Origin of the sequence: Campylobacter sp. CH186 (assembly GCF_004378925.1) — a bacterium.
GTDB lineage: Bacteria > Campylobacterota > Campylobacteria > Campylobacterales > Campylobacteraceae > Campylobacter_D > Campylobacter_D jejuni.
The window spans coordinates 1-23,447 of sequence record NZ_RYYB01000001.1 but is presented as its reverse complement, the minus strand read 5'-3'; the positions used below and the strand labels follow the sequence as shown (position 1 = coordinate 23,447).

At 29.3% G+C, this 23,447-nt stretch carries 26 protein-coding genes and 2 pseudogenes; 8 read left to right on the top strand and 20 right to left on the bottom strand.

Annotated features, from left to right (window positions below):
- Positions 1-55: 55 nt before the first annotated feature.
- From acs to tupB, 3 genes are all read right to left on the bottom strand, one after another.
- Positions 56-2,029: an acetate--CoA ligase gene (acs, locus tag ELQ09_RS00130; protein ID WP_002877298.1), complete on the bottom strand. Its 1,974-nt coding sequence runs from the start codon at positions 2,027-2,029 to the stop codon at positions 56-58.
- Between the two features lie 137 nt (positions 2,030-2,166).
- Positions 2,167-3,162, bottom strand: a complete 996-nt coding sequence (tupC, locus tag ELQ09_RS00125) for a tungstate ABC transporter ATP-binding protein TupC (RefSeq protein WP_044780401.1) — start codon at positions 3,160-3,162, stop codon at positions 2,167-2,169.
- A 1-nt stretch (position 3,163) separates the two neighbouring features.
- Entirely contained in the window at positions 3,164-3,850 is a 687-nt protein-coding gene (tupB, locus tag ELQ09_RS00120) for a tungstate ABC transporter permease TupB (RefSeq protein WP_208357084.1), read from the bottom strand.
- Between the two features lie 78 nt (positions 3,851-3,928).
- Here tupB and tupA point away from each other — a divergent pair, with 78 nt between their 5' ends.
- From tupA to ELQ09_RS00100, 4 genes are all read left to right on the top strand, one after another.
- On the top strand, positions 3,929-4,738 hold the full coding sequence (gene tupA / locus ELQ09_RS00115) for a tungstate ABC transporter substrate-binding protein TupA (protein WP_002882425.1): 810 nt from the start codon (positions 3,929-3,931) through the stop codon (positions 4,736-4,738).
- Between the two features lie 141 nt (positions 4,739-4,879).
- Entirely contained in the window at positions 4,880-5,647 is a 768-nt protein-coding gene (locus ELQ09_RS00110) for a LamB/YcsF family protein (protein ID WP_096702785.1), read from the top strand.
- A 9-nt stretch (positions 5,648-5,656) separates the two neighbouring features.
- On the top strand, positions 5,657-6,397 hold the full coding sequence (gene pxpB / locus ELQ09_RS00105) for a 5-oxoprolinase subunit PxpB (RefSeq protein WP_070316790.1): 741 nt from the start codon (positions 5,657-5,659) through the stop codon (positions 6,395-6,397).
- Positions 6,378-7,343 carry a biotin-dependent carboxyltransferase family protein gene (locus tag ELQ09_RS00100; RefSeq protein WP_134263675.1) on the top strand — a complete coding sequence of 322 codons (966 nt, stop codon included), beginning with the start codon at positions 6,378-6,380 and terminating at the stop codon, positions 7,341-7,343. Before pxpB ends, ELQ09_RS00100 begins: the two co-directional genes overlap by 20 nt.
- Here ELQ09_RS00100 and ELQ09_RS00095 read toward each other — a convergent pair.
- Together ELQ09_RS00095 and ELQ09_RS00090 are read right to left on the bottom strand one after the other, a co-directional pair.
- Positions 7,340-8,236 (bottom strand): DMT family transporter, encoded by an 897-nt coding sequence (locus ELQ09_RS00095; RefSeq protein WP_002921812.1) that lies wholly within the window; start codon positions 8,234-8,236, stop codon positions 7,340-7,342. The two genes, ELQ09_RS00100 and ELQ09_RS00095, sit on opposite strands and share 4 nt — an antisense overlap.
- 33 nt (positions 8,237-8,269) lie before the next feature.
- Positions 8,270-8,848 (bottom strand): NAD(P)H-dependent oxidoreductase, encoded by a 579-nt coding sequence (locus tag ELQ09_RS00090; RefSeq protein WP_070316788.1) that lies wholly within the window; start codon positions 8,846-8,848, stop codon positions 8,270-8,272.
- Positions 8,849-8,947: 99 nt separating this feature from the next.
- On the opposite strand from ELQ09_RS00090, the gene ELQ09_RS00085 reads away from it, so the two are divergent.
- Both ELQ09_RS00085 and ELQ09_RS00080 read left to right on the top strand, forming a co-directional pair.
- Positions 8,948-9,289 (top strand): helix-turn-helix domain-containing protein, encoded by a 342-nt coding sequence (locus ELQ09_RS00085; RefSeq protein ID WP_002867086.1) that lies wholly within the window; start codon positions 8,948-8,950, stop codon positions 9,287-9,289.
- On the top strand, positions 9,282-9,731 hold the full coding sequence (locus ELQ09_RS00080) for a lipocalin family protein (RefSeq protein WP_070316787.1): 450 nt from the start codon (positions 9,282-9,284) through the stop codon (positions 9,729-9,731). Before ELQ09_RS00085 ends, ELQ09_RS00080 begins: the two co-directional genes overlap by 8 nt.
- Before the next feature lies 1 nt (position 9,732).
- On the opposite strand, the gene ELQ09_RS00075 is transcribed toward ELQ09_RS00080, so the two are convergent.
- Entirely contained in the window at positions 9,733-10,809 is a 1,077-nt protein-coding gene (locus ELQ09_RS00075; protein ID WP_088303958.1) for an NAD(P)-dependent alcohol dehydrogenase, read from the bottom strand.
- A 450-nt stretch (positions 10,810-11,259) separates the two neighbouring features.
- On the opposite strand from ELQ09_RS00075, the gene ELQ09_RS00070 reads away from it, so the two are divergent.
- Positions 11,260-12,138, top strand: coding sequence for an aminoglycoside 6-adenylyltransferase (locus tag ELQ09_RS00070; protein WP_134240014.1), 879 nt, complete (start codon positions 11,260-11,262; stop codon positions 12,136-12,138).
- A 152-nt stretch (positions 12,139-12,290) separates the two neighbouring features.
- Here ELQ09_RS00070 and ELQ09_RS08350 read toward each other — a convergent pair whose 3' ends face one another.
- The 14 genes and pseudogenes from ELQ09_RS08350 to ELQ09_RS00010 all read right to left on the bottom strand — a co-directional run bounded on the left by ELQ09_RS08350 (position 12,291) and on the right by ELQ09_RS00010 (position 22,107).
- A complete protein-coding gene (locus ELQ09_RS08350; protein ID WP_240692757.1) occupies positions 12,291-12,503 on the bottom strand; it encodes a hypothetical protein in 213 nt (70 codons plus the stop codon).
- Between the two features lie 89 nt (positions 12,504-12,592).
- Positions 12,593-13,051, bottom strand: a complete 459-nt coding sequence (locus ELQ09_RS08345) for a hypothetical protein (protein ID WP_240692756.1) — start codon at positions 13,049-13,051, stop codon at positions 12,593-12,595.
- A 16-nt stretch (positions 13,052-13,067) separates the two neighbouring features.
- Positions 13,068-13,568 carry a hypothetical protein gene (locus ELQ09_RS08340; RefSeq protein ID WP_240692755.1) on the bottom strand — a complete coding sequence of 167 codons (501 nt, stop codon included), beginning with the start codon at positions 13,566-13,568 and terminating at the stop codon, positions 13,068-13,070.
- Positions 13,569-13,621: 53 nt separating this feature from the next.
- A pseudogene (locus ELQ09_RS00060) lies at positions 13,622-14,375 on the bottom strand (carboxymuconolactone decarboxylase family protein).
- Positions 14,376-14,482: 107 nt separating this feature from the next.
- Complete coding sequence (locus ELQ09_RS00050; RefSeq protein ID WP_070247970.1) at positions 14,483-14,902, bottom strand: cupin domain-containing protein; 420 nt, start codon at positions 14,900-14,902, stop codon at positions 14,483-14,485.
- A gap of 55 nt (positions 14,903-14,957) precedes the next feature.
- Positions 14,958-15,935: an aldo/keto reductase gene (locus ELQ09_RS00045; protein ID WP_134224853.1), complete on the bottom strand. Its 978-nt coding sequence runs from the start codon at positions 15,933-15,935 to the stop codon at positions 14,958-14,960.
- 61 nt (positions 15,936-15,996) lie between these two features.
- The gene (locus ELQ09_RS00040; RefSeq protein ID WP_134224854.1) at positions 15,997-17,184 is read right to left on the bottom strand and encodes an MFS transporter; all 1,188 of its coding nucleotides are present in this window, start codon (positions 17,182-17,184) and stop codon (positions 15,997-15,999) included.
- Positions 17,165-17,797, bottom strand: coding sequence for a hypothetical protein (locus ELQ09_RS00035; protein ID WP_134224855.1), 633 nt, complete (start codon positions 17,795-17,797; stop codon positions 17,165-17,167). Before ELQ09_RS00035 ends, ELQ09_RS00040 begins: the two co-directional genes overlap by 20 nt.
- On the bottom strand, positions 17,797-18,924 hold the full coding sequence (locus tag ELQ09_RS00030; protein ID WP_134224856.1) for an alpha/beta hydrolase: 1,128 nt from the start codon (positions 18,922-18,924) through the stop codon (positions 17,797-17,799). The genes ELQ09_RS00035 and ELQ09_RS00030 overlap by 1 nt, the downstream gene beginning before the upstream one ends.
- Positions 18,925-18,972: 48 nt before the next feature.
- Entirely contained in the window at positions 18,973-19,833 is an 861-nt protein-coding gene (locus ELQ09_RS00025; RefSeq protein ID WP_126265552.1) for an aldo/keto reductase, read from the bottom strand.
- Between the two features lie 295 nt (positions 19,834-20,128).
- Positions 20,129-20,458 (bottom strand): NAD(P)H-dependent oxidoreductase, encoded by a 330-nt coding sequence (locus tag ELQ09_RS00020; RefSeq protein WP_240692751.1) that lies wholly within the window; start codon positions 20,456-20,458, stop codon positions 20,129-20,131.
- Positions 20,459-20,565: 107 nt separating this feature from the next.
- Positions 20,566-20,742: a hypothetical protein gene (locus ELQ09_RS08330; protein ID WP_240692750.1), complete on the bottom strand. Its 177-nt coding sequence runs from the start codon at positions 20,740-20,742 to the stop codon at positions 20,566-20,568.
- A pseudogene (locus ELQ09_RS00015) lies at positions 20,735-21,507 on the bottom strand (MFS transporter). Before ELQ09_RS00015 ends, ELQ09_RS08330 begins: the two are co-directional and overlap by 8 nt.
- A gap of 174 nt (positions 21,508-21,681) precedes the next feature.
- The gene (locus ELQ09_RS00010) at positions 21,682-22,107 is read right to left on the bottom strand and encodes a MerR family transcriptional regulator (RefSeq protein ID WP_134224857.1); all 426 of its coding nucleotides are present in this window, start codon (positions 22,105-22,107) and stop codon (positions 21,682-21,684) included.
- Between the two features lie 222 nt (positions 22,108-22,329).
- Here ELQ09_RS00010 and ELQ09_RS00005 point away from each other — a divergent pair.
- A partial coding sequence (locus ELQ09_RS00005) for a cache domain-containing protein (RefSeq protein ID WP_208336087.1) occupies positions 22,330-23,447 on the top strand: 1,118 nt, incomplete at its 3' end.

Below are 23,447 nucleotides of genomic sequence, written 5' to 3'. Positions count from 1 at the left end.
TTATAGCTTATTTTTATGAATTTTTATGCAACAAGGCAAAGTTCTTTTTGCCTTGTTATTCAAACTCTGCCTTAGCTAATTTAACAATGATTTCTACTACTCCAGAATCTTCGAGCGTTGAAATATCCTGTTTGATTTCTTCACCTCTTGCTATAGTTCTTAAAATTCTTCTCATTATTTTACCACTTCTAGTTTTTGGCAAACCTGGAGTATAAAGAATTTTTTCTATTTTAGCTATAGGTCCTATTTCTACTCTTAAAATGTCATTAAGTTCTTTTAAAGTTTCTATAGCTCCGCCAAGATCACAACTGGATGCAGGACTTAAAACCACAAAAGCAAACAATGACTCGCCTTTAATCGCATCCAAAATACTCACTACAGCTGATTCTGCTACACTTGGATGTTTAGCAATAGCGCTTTCAATTTCAGCCGTTCCTATACGATGTCCTGCAACATTAACCACATCATCTGTTCTTCCTGTGATAGTTATATAACCATTTTTATCATAAAAAGCACCATCGCCACTAAAATATACAGCTTTTCCATCTTTTCTAGCTTGAGAAAAATAACTTTCTATATAGCGTTCATCATTACCCCAAATTCCACGAATCATCGAAGGCCAAGGTTTGGTTATACAAAGCAATCCATCTTCACCTTCATCTTTTTTATTGCCTTCTTCATCAATAACTTCTGCAAAAATTCCTGGCAAAGGCAAGGTAGCACAACCTGGTTTTAAAGGAGTAGCACCTGGTAAAGGCGTGATCATATGCCCACCTGTTTCTGTTTGCCACCAAGTATCGACTATAGGACTTTTAGTTCTCCCTATTTCATCATAAAACCACTTCCAAGCACTAGGATTGATAGGCTCTCCAACCGTTCCAAGCACTTCAAGCGTACTTAAATCATATTTTCTTGGCTCATCAGGTGCATCAGCATGAAGCATTCTTATGGCAGTTGGCGAAGTGTAGAATTTGCTTATTTGATACTCTTCTATCATTCTCCACCAACGCCCAGAATTTGGATAAGTAGGAGTTCCTTCATGCATTATAGTCGTTGCTCCACATGCTAAAGGCCCATAAACTACATAAGTATGTCCTGTAATCCAACCCACATCAGCACTACACCAATAATTATCATAATCTTTAATATCAAAAACCCATTCCATAGTCATTTGTGCCCAAAGTATATATCCTGCACTTGCATGCATAACTCCTTTTGGCTTACCTGTTGATCCTGAAGTGTAAAGCAAAAACAACAAATCCTCGCTATCCATGATTTCGGGTTCACACTTATAAGACTCATTTTTCACAAGTTCGTTATAAACATAATCCCTTCCTTTAATATATTCTATAGGTTCATTATTGCGTATAACTATAAGTACTTTTTCTACACTTTCGCACCCTTCACTTAAAGCCTTATCTACTGCAGGTTTTAACATATAAGGTTTGCCACGACGAAAAGCACCATCAGCTGTTACTACAAGTTTAGCTCCTGCATCTATAATCCTATCTCGCAAAGCTTCTGGAGAAAATCCTCCAAATACCACACTATGAATAGCCCCAATCCTTGCACAAGCTAACATTACTATAGCTGTTTCTGGAATCATAGGCATATAAATTACAACCCTATCGCCTTTTTTTACTCCGAATTTTTTAAGCAAATTGGCCGCCTTGCAAGTTTCATGCAATAATCTTCTATAAGTATAAACTTCATAATCCCCCATTTCACCTTCAAAAATCAAAGCAGCTTTATTGCGTCTTGTTTTCATATGACGATCAAGACATTGATAACTTACATTTAAAGTTCCACCTTCAAACCATTTATAAAATGGAGCTTTATCCTCATTTAACACTCTTGAAAAAGGCGAAAACCACTCGATCTTCTCAAGTGCTTGTCTTTTCCAAAAACCTTCAAAATCTTCCTTGGCTTCATCGCATAAATCATAGTATTCACATAAATTTTTTATACGAGCATTACGAGAAAATTCTTTACTTGGCTTAAAAAGCTCTTGATTATTTTGATTAAGCATAAAAACTCCTTTATGGTTATTTTTAAACATTATATAAGAGTTTATTTGTATTAAATACAAATTTAAAAAATAATTAAGATAAATTTTATAAAAAATGGGAATATTTGTAATATTTTATTTAAATTTTATAATGTATGTTAATTTAAGAAACATATTGCATCTTCATAAAAATAAAGACTGAGTTCTTCGTATAATTTTAAATCGAATTTTAAAAATTCTTGTTTTTCTAAGGCAAATTCTAAAATTTTATCCATACAACTTACCCTTATAAAAACATCACTTTTCCTGCTTCTAAGTGCTATAATATAACATTTTTCTAAAATAAACTCATAATTATTTTTTGGGATATTTTTAGAATTAAAAAAAGAAATTTTATAAGGATCAATAGCAATTTTACTTGGAGGTTTTTTAAAATCTTTATATTTTTTACAATTACTAAAATCTATAAAATTACAAAATTTCACACCTTGATTTTCTAGTTCAAAAACATTAGTATTTTCAAATTCTAAAATTTCTCCACTGTGTAAATAAAGTTTTTTTTGCGCCAAAGAATCTAAAAAATGTTTATCATGACTTGCGATTAAAAAACCTGTATTGAAATTTTCATGCATTTTAAGAATAGCTTTTTTAAATAAAAGCGTAGTATTTTTATCCAAAAAAGCACTCGGTTCATCAAGTAAATAATACTTCGCTCTTACGCTTAAAGCTATAGCAAAAGCTATTTTTTGACTTTGTCCTGATGAAAGTTCATTAGGATATTTACTTAAAAGACTTTCATCTAAATTTAAAAACATCAAACTTTCTTTTATACGTTCTTCGATATCTTCTTTAATCCCATAAGTTTTTAAAGTAAATAAAAAATTTGCCCTTACGCTACGATTTAACAAAATGGGCTCTGGAAAAAGCAAATAAATTTCACGCTTTTGTTTATTATTAAGTTTAAAATTTCCAAAATAAGAAATATTTTTTGAAAAATCTCCTTCTAAAAATTTTAATATTCTTAAAAATGTAGATTTTCCACTTCCATTCGTTCCCATTAAGATGCTAATTTTACTAGTATCAAGTTTTAAATTTTTAATTTTTAAAACTTCTTTGTTTTGATAGTTGAAAAAAAGATTAGAAATTTCTATCATTTTATGTTCTTTTGAGTTTATGTGTGACGAAATTTAAACAAAAGGCAATGAGGATTAAAACCAAAGCCAAAGCTATACCGCTAGCAAATTCGCCTTTGTTGGTTTCAAGAGAAATAGCCGTGGTTATGGTTCTAGTGTCGTATTTGATATTTCCACCTACTATCATCGCTACTCCTACTTCTGCTACAATGCGTCCATAAGCTAGTGCAACGACGCTAATCAAAGCAAAGCGTAATTCATAAATCATCATTAAAACAAGTTTTAAAGGACTTAGGTGAAAAGATTTTATAAGTAAAAAATGTTTTTTATTCATGTTTTCTATCAAATTTGAAAAAAGTGCGATCACTATAGGAAGCGCTAAGACAAACTGCCCTAAAATTAAAGCCTTTATAGTAAAAAGTAGTCCAAATTCCCCCAAAGGTCCTCGACTTGAAATCAGTGCATAAAGTATAAGTCCTACTGCAACTGTTGGAAAAGAGAGGCTAGTATCTATGATAAGTTTTATAAAGCGTTTGAATTTAAAATCAAAAAAGCCTAAGATAAATCCCAAAGGAAAACCTATAAGCAAAGCCGAAACTATAGAAATACTTGAGCTTAAAAGTGTAGTTTTTATAGCCGAAATTACACTTTCATCAGCATTGAAAAGTAAAAATAAAGCTTGCTTAAAACCATCAAAAATATAATCCAAAAATATCCTTTTTAAAATAAGTAATTTTAGCATAATTATGCTAAAATATTTTTTTATGTAAATTTATAAGGAGAAAAAATGAAAAAAATCATTTCTTTAGCCCTTGCTTTAGCTTTAAGTGCAAGTGCAGCAGAACTTAAAATGGCAACCACAACAAGCACTGACAATACAGGACTTTTAGATGCTCTAAAACCCCTTTATGAAAAAGAAAGTGGCAATACCTTAAAATGGGTTGCGGTAGGAACAGGTGCAGCTTTAAAAATGGGTGAAGATTGCAACGCTGATGTGCTTTTTGTGCATTCTCCAAAGGCTGAAAAAGAATTTATGAAAAAAGGCTTTGGCGTAGATAGAACTCCTGTGATGTATAATGATTTTATCATCATCGCAGATAAATCTTTAGCTTCTAAATTTAAAGGTAAAAATTTAAAAGAAAGCTTAGAACTTATCAAAAATGAAAAGCTTACTTTCATCTCAAGAGGCGATAAATCAGGCACTGATAATAAAGAAAAAAGCCTTTGGAAAAATCTTGGCGGTGTTCCTGAAAAACAAAGCTGGTATCAACAAAGCGGACAAGGTATGCTAGCAAGCATTAAAATCGCTGAAGAAAAAAAAGGTGTGATTTTAACTGATCGTGGTACCTATATCAAATATGAAGCCAATGAAAAAGGCAAACCAAACTTAGTAATCGTAAATGAAGGCGATGATAGTCTTAAAAATTTCTATTCTGTTATAGCAACAAATCCTAAGCATTGTAAAAATGTAAATTATACAGAAGCTAGCAAATTTATCAAATGGGTAACAAGTGATAAGACTTTAAATTTCATTGCTGATTTTAAACTTCTTGATAAACCTTTATTTGTAATTGATGCAAAAACAAGAAAAGACTAAAAATTAAGCAGGTTTTAACCTGCTTAAAATATCATTTTTTACTTATTGTAACTTTTTTATTTATTTTTCAAAACTTTTAGCTTATTTAAAATTCTTCTTTAGATATAATAAAATCAATAATTAAATATACAAGGTCAAATAATGTTCAAAGTGGATTTAAATAGTGATTTAGGGGAAAGTTTTGGCACCTATAAAATGGGGATGGATGAAGAAATTTTAAAATTTGTAAGCTCAGTAAATGTCGCTTGTGGCTTTCATGCGGGTGATCCTTGTGTGATGGATAAAACCTTAAATTTAGCCAAGCAAAATGGTGTTTGCATAGGAGCACACCCATCTTATCCTGATCTTTTGGGTTTTGGAAGACGCAATATGCAAATAAGCTTTGAAGAGGCTAAAAACTATGCCTTGTATCAACTAGGAGCTTTATTTGGCTTTGCTAAGGCAAAAGGTATGAAAATACAGCATTTTAAAGCCCATGGTGCACTTTATAATATGGCTGCTCTTGATGAAAATTTAGCCTTAGCACTTTGTGAGGCAGTGGCGAGTTTTGATGAAAATATTATTTTTCTAGGGCTTAGTAATTCTGCTATGAATGAAGCGGCTAAGAAAAAAGGTTTAAGATATGCTAATGAAGTTTTTGCAGATCGTGCTTATAATGATGATGGCACTTTAGTTTCAAGAAAATTAGAAGGAGCGTTAATACACGATGAAAATTTAGCCATCAAACGCGTGATAAAAATGATAAAAGAAAGCAAAGTTACAAGCATAAATGGCAAAGAAATTGATTTAAAAGCGGATAGTATTTGTGTTCATGGGGATAATGCAAAAGCTTTAGAATTTGTTAAAAAAATCAAAGAAAATTTAGAAAAAGAGCAAATTCAAATTTGTGCTTTGGAAAATTTTATATAGGTTTTAGCAATGTTTAGTGTGCATTTTAGCGGAAGCAAGGCTTTGCTTTTACGTTTCGAGCAAGAAATTTCACCTCAAATCAATGCCTGTGTTTTAAGTACAGAACAAAGGATACAAAAAGCCCTAAAAGAAGGTGAAATTTATGGGATTGATGAGTTAGTAAGTGCTTATGCAAGCTTGCTTATATATTTTAATCCTTGTATACTTTCTTTAAATTCTTTGCTTGATTTTTTAGAAAAAATTAAAAAGGATATTAAACTTACGGAGCAAAACTCAAGTCTTTGTATAGAAGTTCCACTTTGTTATGATGAAGAATTTGGACTGGATTTAGAATTTGTGTGCAAACACAATCAAATTTCAAAAGAAGAGCTTATATCTCTTCACACTAAGCCTTATTATCTTGTTTTTATGCTAGGTTTTATGGCAGGTTTTCCTTATCTTGGAGGTTTGGACGAAAGACTTTTTACCCCACGCCTTTCAAGCCCTAGAGCAAAAATAGAAGCTGGAAGTGTAGGCATAGCTGATAAGCAAACAGGAGTTTATCCTATATCAAGCCCAGGGGGTTGGCAAATCATTGCTAGAACACCTTTGGAATTTTTTGATAAAGAAGATGAAAAAAATCCCACTCTTTTAAAAGCGGGTATGTTTTTAAAATTTAAAGCCATTTCAAAAGATGAATTTTTCGATATCCAAGAGCAAGTTGCTAAAAAAGTCTATCAAAAGGAAATTTATGAGTATAAAAATCATTGAAGCGTCTATAAATTCAAGTTTGCAAGACTTTGGTAGAAAAAAATTTGCTAAATTTGGCATAGCAAGAAGTGGAGCTATGGATGAAGATGCTTTAAGAATGGCAAATATCTTACTTGGAAACAAACAAGATGAAGCAGGAGTTGAGCTTTGTTTAAAAGGTGGAAAATATAAATTTTTAGATGAGAATTATTTTGTTTTAAGTGGGGCTGAATTTGAAGCAAAGCTTAATAATCAAAAAATCAAAACTTATAAAGTATATAAAGCAAATAAAGGCGATATTTTAGAACTTGGTTTAGCAAAAATAGGTTTTCGTGGGTATTTATGCGTAGCGGGTGGCTTTGAAGTAAAAAGTTTTTTAAACTCTAAATCCAGCGATGCTAAAATGGGGGTTGGAATTTTTGAAGGAAGAGCTTTGCAAAAAGATGATATTTTAAATACTCATAATACTTTTATACCTTTTAATTTAGAAGCTAGAGAATGTGAAAATCCTCTTTTTAAAAGTCCTAAAGAGCCTATTATACGCGTTATTTTAGGAACAAATGAAGATGCTTTTACTCAAAAAGGCATAGATACTTTTTTAAATACTACTTATAAAGTAGGTTCAAAAAGCGATAGAATGGCAATTTACGCAGAATCTAGTGAAAGTATAGAGCATAAAAACTCAGCAGATATCATCTCAGATCCTGCGGTTTTTGGAAGCATACAAGTGCCAAAAAGTGGTATTCCTATCATTTTAATGGCAGGAAGACAAAGCACAGGAGGTTATACAAAAATAGCCACGGTTATAGAAAATGATCTAAGCTTACTCGCACAAGCTAAGTTAGGTTCTAACTTTAAATTTCAAAGCATTAGTATGCAAGAAGCTTTAGAGCTTTATAAACAAAGAGAAATAAATTTTAAAGCCATGGATCAAAAAATCAATCTTGATTTTGAAAATTTGATTTAAGCTTTTTTACCATAAATATTGATAAAATATATAGCACCTATAGCCAAGGCACAACCTAACAAGGTAAGTGCATTTGGCACCTCATCTAGTATAAAATAACTACAAATTAAAGCACTAGCAGGAGTGATTAAAACAAAAGAATTTGCCTTAACACTCCCTAAAATGTGAATCCCATAATAATAAATACTAGTACCTATAATAGTTGATAAAAAAGCCACGACAAACATACTGATCCAAAATTTAAATTCAAAATGAAAAATTTCATAACTTTTTACATCAAACAATACCCAAGAAAACATTAAAACAGAAATGAGATTAATATAAAAGTTAATCGCCAAAGGGTGAGCTCCTTTGGCTTTATGATTAAACACTGCTATCAAAGCCCAAATAAAAGAACAAGTTAAAAATAAAATATTAAATTTGCCAAATAAATCTTCTAAACTCCCTAAATTTAACAAACAAAATCCAGATAATAAACCTAAAAATAAGCCTAGAATTTCACTCTTTGTGATCTTGTGAGTTGATTTTTTATCTTTTTGAAATAATATTGCTATCATAAATATCAAATAAGAAAAAATAGGAATCATAGTTGTAACCAAAACACCGCCTTTTCCAGCTAAACCATGCTTAATGGCAATAAAAAATACAAAAGTATAAAGCCCATTTAAAATTCCTGCTATCAGCACCCATTTTAAAATAGATTTTTCAAGCCTTAAAGGAATTCTTAAAAAGCCTAATACCATCAAAGAGCCTAGCAAAACAAAGAAAAAACGCCAAAAAGTAATCACAGAAGTATCAGCATAAGCTGATAAAATCTTAGAAGTAGGCCAAGATGAGCCCCATAAAAACATAGCTAAAACAAGCAAGATATACAAATACTTTGTTCGAGTCAATGTTACACCTTGAAATTTTTAAGTCAAATTTTTTTAAAAAATTTTTTTCAAGTGTAGTTCATACTCGTTTAGATATTTTTCCACTTGAGGATTTTTAATCACATCGTGGCAAATAAAAGTTGGTAAAGCACTCATTCCTAAAAACTGATTTGCTTTGTGTAAATGCAAATAAACACCATCAACCCCAACACCTTCAAAAAATTCATCTTTTTCACTAAAAGCTTCAGATGGAGCATTCCAAGTGAGAGAAAACATATATTTTTTTCCCTGTAAAAGCCCGCCTTTACCATAATTTTTAGTAGGATTTGTATGACTTCTTCCATCGCTTGCGTATAATCTTGTATGCCCTGCAGTAAATACTTCATCCATATATTTTTTAACTATCCAAGGCTCGCCCATCCACCAGCCAGGCATTTGATAAATCACTACATCAGAATTTAAAATCTTTTGAATTTCATTTTCTACATCATACCCACGATCAATATGAGTTTCATTTATATTATAATTTAATTCTTTAAGGGTTTCAACAGCAAGATTATGCAAAGTAAGATTAAGCTCACCCTTAGAATGACCGAAATTCTTTCCGCCATTAAGTAAAAGTATATTTTTCATTTTTATCCTTTTTTAAATTTTATGATACAATTATAACTTAGCATAATATCATTTTCAATACAGAAAATAAAGTAAGATACTATACTAAAGGAATGTTAAATGACTAAAGAGAATTCTCAGTGCAATTTCGAAGAATGCGGATTTAACTATACTCTAGCATTAATTAATGGAAAATATAAAATGAGTATTTTATACTGCTTATTTCGCTATGAAATCGTGCGTTATAATGAACTCAAACGCTTTTTAAGCTCCATATCTTTTAAAACTTTAACCAATACCTTAAGAGAACTAGAAAACGATGGTTTAATCATCAGAAAAGAATACGCTCAAATTCCACCCAAGGTAGAATATAGCTTATCCAAACGCGGACAAAGTTTAATTCCTATTTTACAAGCTATGTGCAAATGGGGCGAGAAAGACAAAAAGGAAAAAAATGCTTGAATTAATTGGCGAACTTTCTTTGCAAAATTATATGGGAGAATGGCTTGAAATGGCTAGAAAACCAGCCTTTTTTCAAAAATCTTGCCTAAATTCAAAGGCAAAATACGAGCTTAAATACAAAAATGGCGTTCCTTATGTAGAAATTGAGAATTTTTGCAGTAAAGAAAATGAAATTTCAAGTATAAAAGGCAAGGCAAAAATCGTTTCAAATAGGCAATTAGCAGTGAGATTTAACATCTTTATGAACCTGTTTAATAAGGTAAATTATGAAATCATTTTTGTTGATAGCGAGTATAAAGTTGCCATTGTGGGTAGTCCTGATAAAAAATATCTTTGGATCTTAGCAAGAAATATAATTGATGAAAAAAGTATAAAAGAGCTTTTAAACATCGCTAGGCAAAGGGGATTTGACATTAGCGATGTGGTTTTTAATAAGTATTAAATTATTCTTTTGTCATATCAATGACATAGCGAAATTTAGCCTTTCCTGAGGTTAGATTTTCATAAGCTTTATCGATTTCTTGCGGTGTGATAAGCTCGGTTTCTGGATAAATTTCGTGTTTTAAAGAAAAATCAAGCATTTCTTGAGTTTCAGCAATACCGCCAATTAGCGAGCCATAAACCTTTTTACCTGCCTTATGTACAAGCTCGTTTATGCCTATATTTACCTTATCTTCCACAGGTGGTAAGCCAACTATAGCCATTTCGCCACCAAATTTAAGTAAATCCAAATAAATTGCAGGATTATAAGGCGTTGGAATGGTTGAGATGATTAAATCAAAACGTTCTTTTACGGCGTTTTTATCAGCGCTTGTGTAAAATGAGCTTACACCCATAGCCAAAGCGTCGGCTTTTTTGTTTTCATTTCTAGCAAAAACGCTAACCTTTGCACCCATTTTAACAGCGTATTTTACAGCCATCATACCAAGTCCGCCAAAGCCTGCTATAGCAACGCTTGAGCCTTCTTTTATCTTAGAAAATTTTAAAGGAGAGTAAGTAGTAATGCCCGCACAAAGCAAAGGCGCAACCTTATGCATCGGTGCATTTTTTGGTACACAAATGGCAAATTTTTCACTTACAACTATGTTGTTTGAGTAGCCTCCATAAGTGTTTTCATTGCCGTGAAATACATCGCAACTATTGTAAGTAAAGATGGTTTTGCCATTTTCGCAAAACTGCTCTTGTGAGCGTTTGCAAGCATCGCACTCACCACATGAATTTACCATACAACCAACCCCTGCGTAATCTCCTACTTTAAATTTACTCACATTTTTACCCACAGCGATAACTTCTCCTGCTATCTCATGCCCAGGCACGCAAGGATAAGTAGCTTTTCCCCACTCGCTTCTTGCGGTGTGAATATCGCTATGACAAATGCCTGCATATAGGATTTTAATCAAAATATCATTATCGCCAATGGCGTGGCGGCTAAATTCAAAGGGTGTAAATTTCGCATCTTTACTAAGCATTGCATAGCCTTTACTTGCGATGCGATTGTTTTCTAAAATTTTGTATTGCATTTTTGCTCCTTTTTTGATTTTTTATAATTATAAAACATTAGAGTAGCTATAAGTCAAGAGTGAAAATAATTTTTTAAAAATTAGAATAAATACTTGATGTGTTAAAATTTTTTGATTTTTTAACGTATTTTTTTATAATGTTAAAAATCTTTAGAAATTTTAAAATATAAAAGAATTTATACCGCCAAAGCTACTTCTAAATATAGAGAAAATGTGTGATAAAGGAGCAATTTTAAATGAATGAAATATATAAAATAAAACAAATTTTTATAGCGAAGATTTCTTAGAGCTTTTATTTTATTATCCTTAAACAAGGATAGAATTTTAATAAAATATTAAAATATCTTAAAATTTATGAAAATTTAATATTTTTAAAGTATATCAAAATGGATAAAAATCATTATTATATAAATATAAAACTTTTAAGATTTTTTAAAAAGGAATTTTTAGATGCAAAGCGAAAAAAGAATTTTAGAAAAAATTAAAAATATTGCTTTTATTTATAAACAAATTCGTCTTATAACACTTGAAGGTTCAAGAGTAAATAAGAAAGCTAAAAAGGATAAATATCAAGATTATGATATTTCATTTTTTCTAAAATCTAAAAATTTGAGAAAATTATTAAACCTAAACAAAAGCAAAGATATCAAAAAAGCAAAATTACCTAAATTTATTAAAAATTTTGGAAAAATTTTATTTTATCAAGCGCCTGAAAGCTTTGAATTCTATAAAGCTGATTTGCCTAAAAATTGGGTGAGTTTTTTGGTAATTTTTAAAAATGGAGTGAGAATAGACTTTAAATTTATCCCCTTAAAATCATTGAAACATTATTATAAATTTGAACCTTTAAGCAAAGCGCTTATAGATAAAGATCAAAGATTTAAGAAAACTCAAAATGAGAATGTTTTTTGCATTAAGAAACCAACAGAAAAAGATTTTGATGAAATATGCAATGAGTTTTATTTTACTTTTACAAAATTAGAAAAAGCTCTTTTAAGAAAACAATTTATAATGTCAAATTATTTGTTAAATTCTATGCGTGAAACACTTTTTGATATGCTTAGTTTTAAAGTCGGACTTAAATTTGGTTTTGAAATTTGGCTAGGTAAACAAAATACTGATATTCTAAATTTTTTAAAGCAAAAAGAAATAAAAATTATCTTAAATTCTTTTAATACTACTTCACTTGAACAAATTGAAAAAACAAGAAAAAAGCTTGAAAATTTATTTCACAGAAACACCAAATTTGTAGCAAAAAAGAATGACTTTAAGCTTTTTTCTTATCGAAAAAATGTAAAAAAATATTGCAAAATTTTAAGAAAATTGTAAAGATATTTTATTCTTCTTTAATAAAAACTACTTTTATTTCGCATTTTTATAGTCTTTAAGTTTTTTTAAACTGATATATTTAAAAATAAGTGCAATTTATACTAAAGTAAAATATTTTAACTTATGCTTTGCACTTTAACTTTCCTTTTTTATCAAAAATCTTTATCTAAAACATATTTTTTATCTATTAGAAATGACTTTTTTAGTTTCTTATTTTCTTCTTTTTTGCTTTGTATATAATATACATCTTTTGCATCTGAAAGAATATATAAATCTTTTACTTTTAAACCTTCTTCATTTTCAATAAAGCTGATATTATTATCTAATAATTTATTTTTTACAATTTTATTTTTACTTAGTGTCATTTCTTCTACCTTAAAATTGCCTATTTTCAAATAAGAAGTGATATTTTCATTTAAAAACATAATAGATAAAAATAAGATAATAGTGTTAATCAAAACAAAAATTTAAAACTTTTAAAGTCTTTAAAACACAATTGAAGACTAAAAAATATAAAAATAATTAAATGACCAATACCCAGATAAATACAATTAACTTCTTGAGATTTGATGATGATAAAAATACTAACAATGATCATAGATACATACATAATAAATATTAATATGGTTTGTAGCATAAAAGTTTCTATTTTATTTAATGAAATTCTATATTCTCTCCCAAAAAAATATAATGCACCATTTGCAACTATAAATACAATAACAATAGATATTAATAATAATATATTAGGTTTCTGTAATGTGATAAAAGTGATAATGGATGAAGCAACATAAATTATAAAAGGGATTCTTTTTGGTATTTTAAAATATTGTTTATATAGTTCTCTTGAAAAAGAAAATATTCCCATGTAGAAAAAACTAAAAATTCCTCCAAATAAAACTCCTGTAATCGCCAAAGCAGTTGCCTTTTGGCTATCCAAAAAAAGGAATGGTTTTTGTTTGCAAAGAATGTAGAATGAGTATAAAAATAATTATGGAAAATCCAGCCAAAATTGCAACTTGAAATAAATCTTTTGAAGTTTGCAAAATTGATTTTGAAAGTTTAATAAAATCTTTTTTATCTTTTCTTATTTCATAACGTTCCTCATATTTTTTAAATTCAACTTTAGAATTAAACTCAAGCTCTTTTAACTCTGGTTTGGAAATATTTATCATATATAAATCAAAATAAAAATAAATTTCATCTTCTAAATCATCAAATTCTTGGGGATTATTTTTAAATTTTTCATATTCTAAATTTTCAAAAAATAAAATTTCTTTTTTTATCAATTTTTCTAATTTTATATTTATTTCTTTTATATTTTTACAATTTGTAATTTCATAATTGCTTCTTTCCTTTTCAAGTTTTTTTATCAATTCTTGACATTCTTGTAATCTTTTTTCTTTTATATTTAATAAAGTTTTAAATTCCATTTTTTAATCCTTTCATTCAATAAAAATGCAACATAAATTTTTAACATAAAAAATTATAAAGTCAAGCTATCTAACACAGCAATTGCATTTAAAGCCCTTGGATAACCGATATAAGGAATAAGAGCTGCAATGATATTTAGCAAATCTTTTCTACTTTGTCCCATGTTAAGATTACCTTGTATATGGGCTTTTACTTGATTATCTAGCCCACCAAGTGAGATAAGATATACAAGGGTTAAAAGCTCCCTAGTTTTTAGATCAAGTCCTGTGCGTGTATAGTAGTCTCCAAAACAATTCGCACTCAAAAAATCATTTATAAAAGCTTTATCTTCTAGGGTAGATTCTATCATTTTAGTGATATTGGCTTCACCAAAAATAGCATTTTGTATTTCCCTGCCTTTTATTTTGCGATTTTCTTGCGTAGTGGTGTCTTGTGAAGTCAAAGATAAGGCAATATTTAGTTTTTTAAATGCTTTATTACAAAGACTTAAAAAATCACATACTCTAGCAAAACCCACATAAGGCGTAGCTTGATAAATCACTTCTTTGATGACAATAGGACTTATATCGTTCTTGAGCACCTTTAAGTAAAGCTTTAAACTCTATTTTTCCACCTATTGCTAAAGTAGAAGCAAGGGTGATTAAAAAATATTTTTGTGTATCCAAATTTGCTTTTACAAAACTCTCGCCAAAAGTAAAATTTATGTGATTGATAAAATGCTCTTTATCACTTGCAAAAAGTTGATCCTTTTTTGCTCCTCCTAAGAGTTTTTCAAAAATTTCTCTTGCTTTTTGTCTTAATTGCATGGTTTTATCCTTGGTGGTTTTTAAAGTTTGTGAAAAAAGAGCATTTAAAATACTTCAAAAACATAAAAGTTTTTATAAAAATTTTGTGTTTTATTTACAAATTTCTTTTACTCTCTTGCTTCTTTTAAGGCATTTTCATATTCTTCATCGCTTACAAGCTCAAGCCATTCTACATTTTTACCCTCTTTCTCGCCTGTAAGTGCTATGTGTGCTCCACTACTTGTATTAGTCGCACCATGAAAATGTTTTACTCCTATAGGACAGCTTATCACATCGCCTTTTTTAGCAATAAATGCTTTTTGCCCTGGAACTTTTGTGATGATTTCGCCCTCTGTTACGATTAAGGTTTGTCCTTGAGGATGTGTATGCCATGCACTTCTAGCACTAGCTTCAAATTCAACCAAAGCTCCACTAAAATTTCTCCACTCATTTGATTTAAACATCATAGAAACTTTTACATTTTTGCTAAAAAATTTACTATCGCCTTTAAAACTTCCATGAATTCCTTTACTTTCAAGTTCTTGCATTTACACTCCTTTAACAAAACTACATAAAATCATTATAAGAAATAAACCAAACTTTCTATTTCCCAACTCTAAGAGCAGCTTCACCGGCATAGCGATCCCCTTTGATTTTTATTTTATCCAAGATACTCTTTAAATGATTTAATTCTTCTTGAGTAAAATCAATATTAACAGCGTTAATGTTTTCTTCTAACCTTTGCAAATTTGTTGTTCCAAAAATAGGCACAATAAATGTTTTTTGTGCTAAAACCCAAGCAAGAGCAATTTGTGCTAAAGTAGCATTTTTAGCTTTTGCTATATCTTCTAATGCATAAACTAAATCCAAATTAGCTTTTAAATTCTCGCTTTTAAAACGTGGAACTTGCGATCTAAAATCATTATTTTCAAAAGTAGAATTTGCATTAAATTTACCTGCTAAAAATCCTTTTCCTAAAGGAGAAAAAGGAACAAAACCTATATTTAATTCTTCCAAAACTTTTAAAAGTTCTTTTTCTGGTTCTCTCCACCATAAAGAATACTCACTTTGAACCGCACTAAGCGGAAATACTGCATGAGCTTTTTTAATGCTTTGCACTCCTGCTTCACTCATACCCCAAGCTTTAATTTTTCCTTCTTTATAAAACTCGCTCATTAAGTTAGCAACTTCTTCAACTGGAACATTTGTATCAACTCTGTGTTGATAATAAAGATCAATACAATCCGTTTGCAAACGCTTCAAACTACCTTCTAAACTTTGTCTGATTTTATTAAGCGTGCTATCAACAATTTGCTTAGCACCCTCAATTCTAACACCAAATTTTGTTGCTAATATTACTTCATTTCTAAAAGGTTTTATTGCTTTACCTACTAATTCTTCATTAACAAAAGGACCATAAACTTCGGCTGTATCAAAAAAATCAATACCAAGATCCTTTGCCCTATGAATGAGTGTTATCATCTCTTTTTCATCTTTAGCTTCTCCATAACCAAAGCTCATTCCCATACAACCAAGTCCTAAGACACTTACTTCCAAATTTCTTAATTTTCCTTTTTGCATTTGTTTTTCCTTTTTATAAAATTAAATTTACAAAATTATATAAGCTATCATCTAGTGTAAGTCAAGTATTTTTTAGATACATTTTCTTATAAATAATACTCACAACAAAAAGTACCAAAATCCAGATTAAAAACTCCATTTTTAGCCCAAAAACTTTTACCATAGGTGTTGTAACGATAGGACAGATAAATTGCCCAAAAAATATACAACTTGCCAAGCCACTATAAGCTCTAGCACGAGAATTTGACTTTGTAAGTTTAAAAAGATAGGCACTATTATTTGTAACAATTAGCCCACCAACCATTCCAAAAATAAATAAGCTAATAACACAAACAGTAAAATCTTCTATTAAAAATACAAGCAAAAATCCAAAAGCCTCCAAAATAAGCCCTAACACATAAATTTGTTTGATATTTAAAAATTTCACAATGTCCTTATAAAGATAACAAAAGATTCCATAACTTATAGTTGGCACAGCCATAGCAAAACCTATGTATTTAGCATTAAGTCCTAAACTTTCTATGTAATGTGGAAAATTAATACCAGCTAAATAATAAATTAACATAATAAAAAATCCCATAAAATAAATAGGTAAAAAAGGCTTGTAATTTATCTTTTCTAAGGGCTTTTCTTGTATATATTTTTTAGCACTTCGTGGCTCAAATAAATAAAAAAGACAAAAAATAAAAATAAAAATCCCACTACCATAAACCAAAAACACATAACGCCAAGAAAAACTCGCCAAATATCCACTAATAATAGTAAGCATTGCACCACCCATTGCTAAAATAAAGCCTTGTAAACTCAAAGCCTTATCACGTCTATCTCCTATGCTATAATAATCTCCAAGTAAGGTGCTTGCTGCTGTTGTAATGAAAGCTGTAGCTATACCAAAAAATGCCCTACTAATTAACAAAGCATAAATACTATCTAAAAAGCACCCGCTAACTCCAGATATAATCCATAAAATCATCGCAGGATAAAGAAATTTTAACTTACCAAATCTATCTATTAAATTTCCTGCTATAGGTGAAAAAATCATCACAAAAAGTGCAGGAATAGTAACCACAAGACCACTTAAAAGCTCTATATTTGAAACATTTTTAAAGTATTCATTCATAGCAGGTAATGCAGGAGCTATCACAATAGTGCCTAAAACAGTCATCATCGCTGCCGAAAAAAGTACGAGTTTAAACATAAGCCTTTCGCTTAAGTGAATAATTTTTTTATCAAGCTTTGAATGTTGCATAATTTTTTCTTTGTAAGAAATTTATAATTTTTTCTTTGTCTAGCTTTTCAAAAGCATTATTTTGGGATATTAAATTTTCATTATATTGTTTTAAGTTTCTTGTGGTTTTTTCTTTAAGTTTAAATTCATATTCTAAGCCTTGCAAAATAGTCGCTTTAGTTAGATTTTTTATCTCATTTATAGAATTTCCAAAACCCCATCTAGCATTAGTAATAATAGGAGTTAGGAATTTATTTTCAAAATCATGGTTTTTTAAAAAACTTTTTATAGGAGCACTTAGAGACAATCCCCAAAGAGGCGAGGCAATAAAAATATGAGTGTATGCACTTAAATTTAGCGAATAAGGTGCAAGTTTGACAAAGATTTTCTCTCGCTTTTGTTTTTGAGCTAAAGTCACCATTTCATCGTAATTTGTAGGGTAAATTTCTGCACTCTCAAGCCTTAAAATATCACATTTTAAAACGCTTTGTATAAATAAAACTAAAATGTGAGTATTTAGTGTCCTTGTATAATAAACAAGTAAAATTCTTTTATTCTGTGCCAAGCTAAAACTTGGTGCACTTGCTAAAATTCCTATCTTGAGAAGATATTTTAAAAACTCTCTTTTATTCATTATAAATATTTCTCATAAAATTTTTGCAATTTTGTTAGAGTTGCATTTACAGAATCTTTTTTGTAATAACTTTGTATATGTGTGGTATCTTTTAGCACGAAAAGTTCTTTATTTTGAGTTCCTATTGCCTTATCAAACGCTTCTTTACTCATATAAGCTGTATCTGCTTTATCACCTACAAGCATAAGCAAAGGCTGAGTAATAAGCTCAATTTGATCAGTTGCATCAAAACTCATAAGATCCATTAAAGAACTTGTTGTATAAATAAAACTAGAATTAGGATGTGCATGAGTATCTCCATAATAAATCATACCCTCACGATAAAGATCTGTAGGAATTTTATCAAGCTCTTCTTTATTTAATTTTTTAGGAGCAAAACCTGTATAGCTTATTTTACCACTTGTAGCTTCTAATTCTCTTGCTTTACTTGCGTTTAATAATTTTTCTTGAATCTTATCAAGCTCACTATTTAAAAAACCATTACGACGAACAAGTCCTGTATTAAAAACACTTAAAGTTGCTACTGCTTTTAATCTTTTATCTTTTTGCGCTGCTTTTAATGTGTAGCCACCTCCTCCGCAAATTCCTAAAATTCCTATTCTTTCCTTATCTACCCCTTTAAAAGTATCTAAAAAATCAATCGCTTTAGAGATATCTTCAACTCTGCTTGATGGAACATCTTTATTGCGTGGAAAACCTTGGCTTTCTCCTTGATAAAAAGCATCAAAAGCTAAAGTAATATAACCAAGCTCTGCTAATTTTTGTGCAAAAAGCCCTGCAACTTGCTCTTTTACCCCACCATTTGGATGGGCTACAACAATAGCTGGATATTTTAATTTTACACTAAAATTTGCAGGTAAATAAAGATTGGCTACACTTTTATTATTGTCTAATCCATAGCTTACCTTCTTAATATTTACTTGACCTTTTTGATTTGCAACTATGGCATTCTCATAAACCAAACCGAAAGGATTTTTACTGATATTCCTCAATGCTTCTTTACTAGGATTTAATTTTTTATCATCAAAGTCTTGAACTTTTTCATTTGCAGATAAATTAGATTTTAAACTAAGACTACTTAATGCTATTGCACCTGCTGTAACTTTAAAAAAATTTCTTCTTTTCATTTTTATTTCCTTTATCAAAAATATAATTTCAATCCAACTTTAAAAAATTTAACGTTTTAATTGATACATTTGTTTAACAATATTGGGATCTTGATGATTAAAAAACAAACTCTCTTTATTGTCAAGTTTAGATATTTCTAGCATATCTTGCTCATCTAAACTGAAATCAAAAATATTAAAATTTTCAAACATTCTTGCTTTTTGAGTGGTTTTTGGAATAACAATAATATTTCTTTGTATCAACCATCTTAAAATTACTTGTGCATTTGTTTTTTGATATTTTAAACCAATATTTGCAATTGTTTCATTGTTAAAAATATTATTCTTGCCTTCTCCAAATGGTGCCCAAGATTGCATTTGCACATTAAGCTCTTGCATAAGTTTTTGTGCTTGAAATTGCGCATGAAAAGGATTGCACTCTACTTGATTTATAGCTGGCTTTATCTCATTTCCAAAAACAAAATCTACAAGCCTATCTGGATAAAAATTGCTTACACCAATAGCTTTTATTCTACCTTCTTTATAAAGCTTGCTCATTGCCCTATACGCTCCATATATATCTGAATAGGGTTGATGAATAAGATATAAATCTATATAATCAAGTTTTAATTTTTTAAGAGAATAATCAAATGCTTTTAAAGCTTTTGTTTCATTTGCATCGCTAAGCCATAATTTAGTAGTTATAAAAATCTCCTCTCTCTTGATTCCATTCTTTAAAGCATTGATTATACCTTGTCCAACTGCTTCTTCATTACCATAGCTTTGTGCTGTATCAATCAATCTATATCCTATATTAATTGCATTTTCAACACACTCTTGACATTTTTTTAAGTTGTCAATTTGATATACACCATAGCCTATTACTGGTATTTTTATTCCATTATTTAAAGTAATCTTAAAATCATGCATTCTAACTCCTGTTCTTACAAAAATTAATACTCTAAAATATAAAAACACTTAAGCATCAAAAGCGAGTTTGTACTCACTCTTATAAATTTTATCTCTTAAACTAAAAATTTAACTTATTTTTGAGTTTGTTTTAATTTATAGTCAGTGCTTTTTTATAAATATTTAAATCAAGACCATCAACACTTACATTAAAAATAGCGTAAGGCTTAATACTTATACAACCTAAATACTCAAAACCATAATAAATAGGTCTTAAAAGATCTTCTAAAGTAGCACCGTGATGTCCATCATAACTTTACTCAGCACCACCCAAAGTTGTAATAACTTGAAAAAATTTACCTTTTAAAAGCCCTTTTTTACTATATAAAATTGCACTTAAAACTCTATCTTGCCACTCTTTAAGCAAACTTGGGGTGCTAAACCAAAAAAGTGGGAATTGAAAGATAATTTTATCTGCTTCCTTTAGCAAAGCAAGTTCTTTATCAACATCAATCTTGCCATCATTATAACTTGTACTAAGATTGTGAATTTTTAAACTATCTATATCTTTTATGCTTTCTAATAAAGTACGATTTACTTTTGAATCTTTCCAAAAAGTATGAGCAAAAACAATTAAAGTTTTCATTTTATCTCCTTTTAGTATAAAATATAAGGTTATTAAATTTTAAAATTAAAATCTTAATTTCATTTTTTCTACCCTCCTTCTTAATAAAATCATTACAATTCCTAAAATCAACAAAAAATAGTACTTACAACAATAAAGCGTGTATTACTCAAAGATATAACCACTCCACAAATAGCACTTCCACTACTCAACCCTATGTTAGCTACACTTATAAAAAGTCCATTGCTAAAATCAGGAGCTTTTGGAAAAGGATGGTTTATTATAAAGTGTGTACCATTATTCATTATTCCGCCTAAAATTCCCAATATAAAAGCAAAGTAAAATGTGCATTTTCACAAGAGTTTTTCCTGCTATATAATTACCTATAATGTTTGAAAAACCATAAATAGCCAATACAACACTAATGAAAGTAAAATTCATCTTTGCTGCACTATACAAAAAATCAGAAAAATAAGAATAAAATCCCAAAATTCCAGTATTTATACAGATAACACAAAGAATGCTAATCCACAAAAGTGGGTATCTTAAGATAAGCAGTTGCTTAGTTATTTTAACAGGATTTACCCTTTTAAAATCAGGCACAAATAACAAAGTTGCTAAAAAAGATAAACTATTTAAAATACAAAAAAATAACATCGCCACTTCAAAACTAAAATTTCCACCAAAATAACTAGTCATAGGCACATCCAAAACCATCCCTGCACTCACTGCTGTAAAAATCTTAGCCGTAGCTTTTGGGACTTCTTGTTTATCTTCAACTAAATTAGCAACCATACTAAAACAAGAGCTATATAAATAGGATGAAAAAAAGCAGGAATAATTCTAAAAATGAGCAATTGCCAAAATTCATTTACAAAAGCACTCGCAAAAGAAAAAAATGTAAAAACTAAAAGACAAATAAGCATTAATTTTTTAAGATTGAAATTTGCACAAAGCAAAGGGACTATAGGTGCACAAAAAGTTATCACGAGCGCAAAAACACCTACGCTCCAACCCGCATCAGAAATACTCACATGAAAATTTTCAGATACTACAGGAATAATCCCCATCATTCCAAGCTCTGTACTTAAAATTCCAAATACACCTAAGCAAAATACTAAAATAATTTGAGAATTAGGTATTTTATCCCTATTTAAAGTTAGCATTTTATCCTTTCAATTTTTAAATTTTTAAAAGTATAAAACCTAACATCTAGTGTAAGTCAAGAATAAAATTAAATATTTTTAAATTTTTACTCGTTTTTTTCGTTTAATATAATCTTTACTTAAAGGATTTAGCTCATCTTTATTTTCCATAACCATTTTTTCATAATAATCTATTTTAAAATCAAGTTTTTTTATAATATTCTCCAATTTTTTCATATCCTTTAGTGTTTTTTCTTTTAATTTTAAAATAATCTCTAATCTCTCTTTTGCCGTATCTTTACCCTTAGCACATAAAAAAATATATCTTTTAAGATCTTCAATACTCATACCAATTTGTCTATAACAATCCACCCAAATCACCCATTCTAAATCTTTTTCACTAAAATAACGCACTCCATTTTTATCTTTTTCCACAAAGGGAAATAAACCTTTATCTAGCCAAAACCTAAGTGTTCTACTAGAAACTCCTGTTTTTCTTTCTATCTCTATGATCGTATAAGCCATTCTAATCCTTTATAAATATAAATTTCATACAATTCAATTTTTAACTAAATATTTTATTATTTTATATTAATGCTACTTTTTAGAAAAATACATATAATTTTCAATTAATATAATTAAATTTTTAAATTTTCAAGATAAAAGTCAAACAATATTTTATATTTTTTGATAAAATAATACTACATTTAATTTTAAATTAAAAATAAATACAAAAAAAGGAAAAAAATGAATAGTATAAAAATCAAACTTTCTCTCATTGCAAATTTAATTGCAATTTTTGCTTTAATTGTTCTAAGTATTGTGAGTTTTTATTTTACAAAAACCTCATTACATGAAGCTACCCTTAAAAACCAAACCGACTTGCTTAAGGTCACACAATCTACCGTCGAAGATTTCCGTTCTACAAATCAATCTTTTACTAGAGCTTTAGAAAAAGATATCACAAATTTACCTTATCAATCCTTAATCACTGAAGAAAATATTATTAACAATGTTGGTCCGATATTAAAATATTATCGTCATAGCACAAATGCACTAAATGTTTATTTAGGTTTAACTAATGGAAAAGTTTTACTTAGTCAAAAATCTAATGATGCAAAAATGCCTGAGTTGCGTGATGATTTAGATATAAAGACAAAAAATTGGTACCAAGAAGCTTTAAAAACAAATGATATTTTTGTTACACCAGCATATTTAGATGCAAATTTAAAACAATATGTAATAACGTATTCTAAAGCTATCTATAAAGATGGTAAAATTATAGGGGTATTAGGTATCGATATACCATCAGAAAATTTACAAGAGTTAGTTGCAGCAACTCCTGGAAATACACTTTTATTTGATAGAGAAAATAAAATATTTGCAGCAACTAATAAAGAATTATTAAATCCATCCATTGATCATTCTCCTATTTTAAATGCGTATAAAACACATGGAAACTATAACTTTTTTTCTTATGAATTAGATGGCCAAGAAAGACTTGGAACTTGTACTAAAGTCTTTACCTATACAGCTTGTATTAGTGAAAGTGCTGATATTATAAATAAACCTATTCATAAAGCCGCATTTATTCAAGCCATTGTTGTCATTATTGTAGTAGTATTTAGCGTAATCCTCCTTTATTTCATCGTATCAAAATACCTCTCTCCACTTACAACTATTCAAACAGGTTTAAATTCATTCTTTGACTTCATCAACCATAAAACAAAAAATGTTTCTACTATAGAAGTAAAAAGCAATGATGAATTTGGACAAATCTCAAGTGCTATCAACGAAAACATCCTTGCTACTAAAAAAGGTTTAGAACAAGACAATCAAGCCGTTAAAGAATCAGTTCAAACCGT

Excerpts from the sequence above, each read along its gene's own strand:
- ELQ09_RS08330 (WP_240692750.1), bottom strand. The coding sequence starts at position 20,742 with ATGAATAATGGTACACACTTTATAATAAACCATCCTTTTCCAAAAGCT.
- ELQ09_RS00110 (WP_096702785.1), top strand. The coding sequence starts at position 4,880 with ATGTTCAAAGTGGATTTAAATAGTGATTTAGGGGAAAGTTTTGGCACC.
- ELQ09_RS08350 (WP_240692757.1), bottom strand. The coding sequence starts at position 12,503 with ATGACACTAAGTAAAAATAAAATTGTAAAAAATAAATTATTAGATAAT.
- ELQ09_RS00050 (WP_070247970.1), bottom strand. The coding sequence starts at position 14,902 with ATGCAAGAACTTGAAAGTAAAGGAATTCATGGAAGTTTTAAAGGCGAT.
- ELQ09_RS08340 (WP_240692755.1), bottom strand. The coding sequence starts at position 13,568 with ATGGAATTTAAAACTTTATTAAATATAAAAGAAAAAAGATTACAAGAA.
- tupA (WP_002882425.1), top strand. The coding sequence starts at position 3,929 with ATGAAAAAAATCATTTCTTTAGCCCTTGCTTTAGCTTTAAGTGCAAGT.
- ELQ09_RS00100 (WP_134263675.1), top strand. The coding sequence starts at position 6,378 with ATGAGTATAAAAATCATTGAAGCGTCTATAAATTCAAGTTTGCAAGAC.
- ELQ09_RS00070 (WP_134240014.1), top strand. The coding sequence starts at position 11,260 with ATGCAAAGCGAAAAAAGAATTTTAGAAAAAATTAAAAATATTGCTTTT.
- ELQ09_RS00035 (WP_134224855.1), bottom strand. The coding sequence starts at position 17,797 with ATGAATAAAAGAGAGTTTTTAAAATATCTTCTCAAGATAGGAATTTTA.
- ELQ09_RS00020 (WP_240692751.1), bottom strand. The coding sequence starts at position 20,458 with ATGAAAACTTTAATTGTTTTTGCTCATACTTTTTGGAAAGATTCAAAA.
- ELQ09_RS00075 (WP_088303958.1), bottom strand. The coding sequence starts at position 10,809 with ATGCAATACAAAATTTTAGAAAACAATCGCATCGCAAGTAAAGGCTAT.
- ELQ09_RS00040 (WP_134224854.1), bottom strand. The coding sequence starts at position 17,184 with ATGCAACATTCAAAGCTTGATAAAAAAATTATTCACTTAAGCGAAAGG.
- acs (WP_002877298.1), bottom strand. The coding sequence starts at position 2,029 with ATGCTTAATCAAAATAATCAAGAGCTTTTTAAGCCAAGTAAAGAATTT.
- ELQ09_RS00080 (WP_070316787.1), top strand. The coding sequence starts at position 9,282 with ATGCTTGAATTAATTGGCGAACTTTCTTTGCAAAATTATATGGGAGAA.
- ELQ09_RS00085 (WP_002867086.1), top strand. The coding sequence starts at position 8,948 with ATGACTAAAGAGAATTCTCAGTGCAATTTCGAAGAATGCGGATTTAAC.
- tupC (WP_044780401.1), bottom strand. The coding sequence starts at position 3,162 with ATGATAGAAATTTCTAATCTTTTTTTCAACTATCAAAACAAAGAAGTT.
- ELQ09_RS00090 (WP_070316788.1), bottom strand. The coding sequence starts at position 8,848 with ATGAAAAATATACTTTTACTTAATGGCGGAAAGAATTTCGGTCATTCT.
- ELQ09_RS00030 (WP_134224856.1), bottom strand. The coding sequence starts at position 18,924 with ATGAAAAGAAGAAATTTTTTTAAAGTTACAGCAGGTGCAATAGCATTA.
- pxpB (WP_070316790.1), top strand. The coding sequence starts at position 5,657 with ATGTTTAGTGTGCATTTTAGCGGAAGCAAGGCTTTGCTTTTACGTTTC.
- ELQ09_RS00025 (WP_126265552.1), bottom strand. The coding sequence starts at position 19,833 with ATGCATGATTTTAAGATTACTTTAAATAATGGAATAAAAATACCAGTA.
- ELQ09_RS00010 (WP_134224857.1), bottom strand. The coding sequence starts at position 22,107 with ATGGCTTATACGATCATAGAGATAGAAAGAAAAACAGGAGTTTCTAGT.
- ELQ09_RS00045 (WP_134224853.1), bottom strand. The coding sequence starts at position 15,935 with ATGCAAAAAGGAAAATTAAGAAATTTGGAAGTAAGTGTCTTAGGACTT.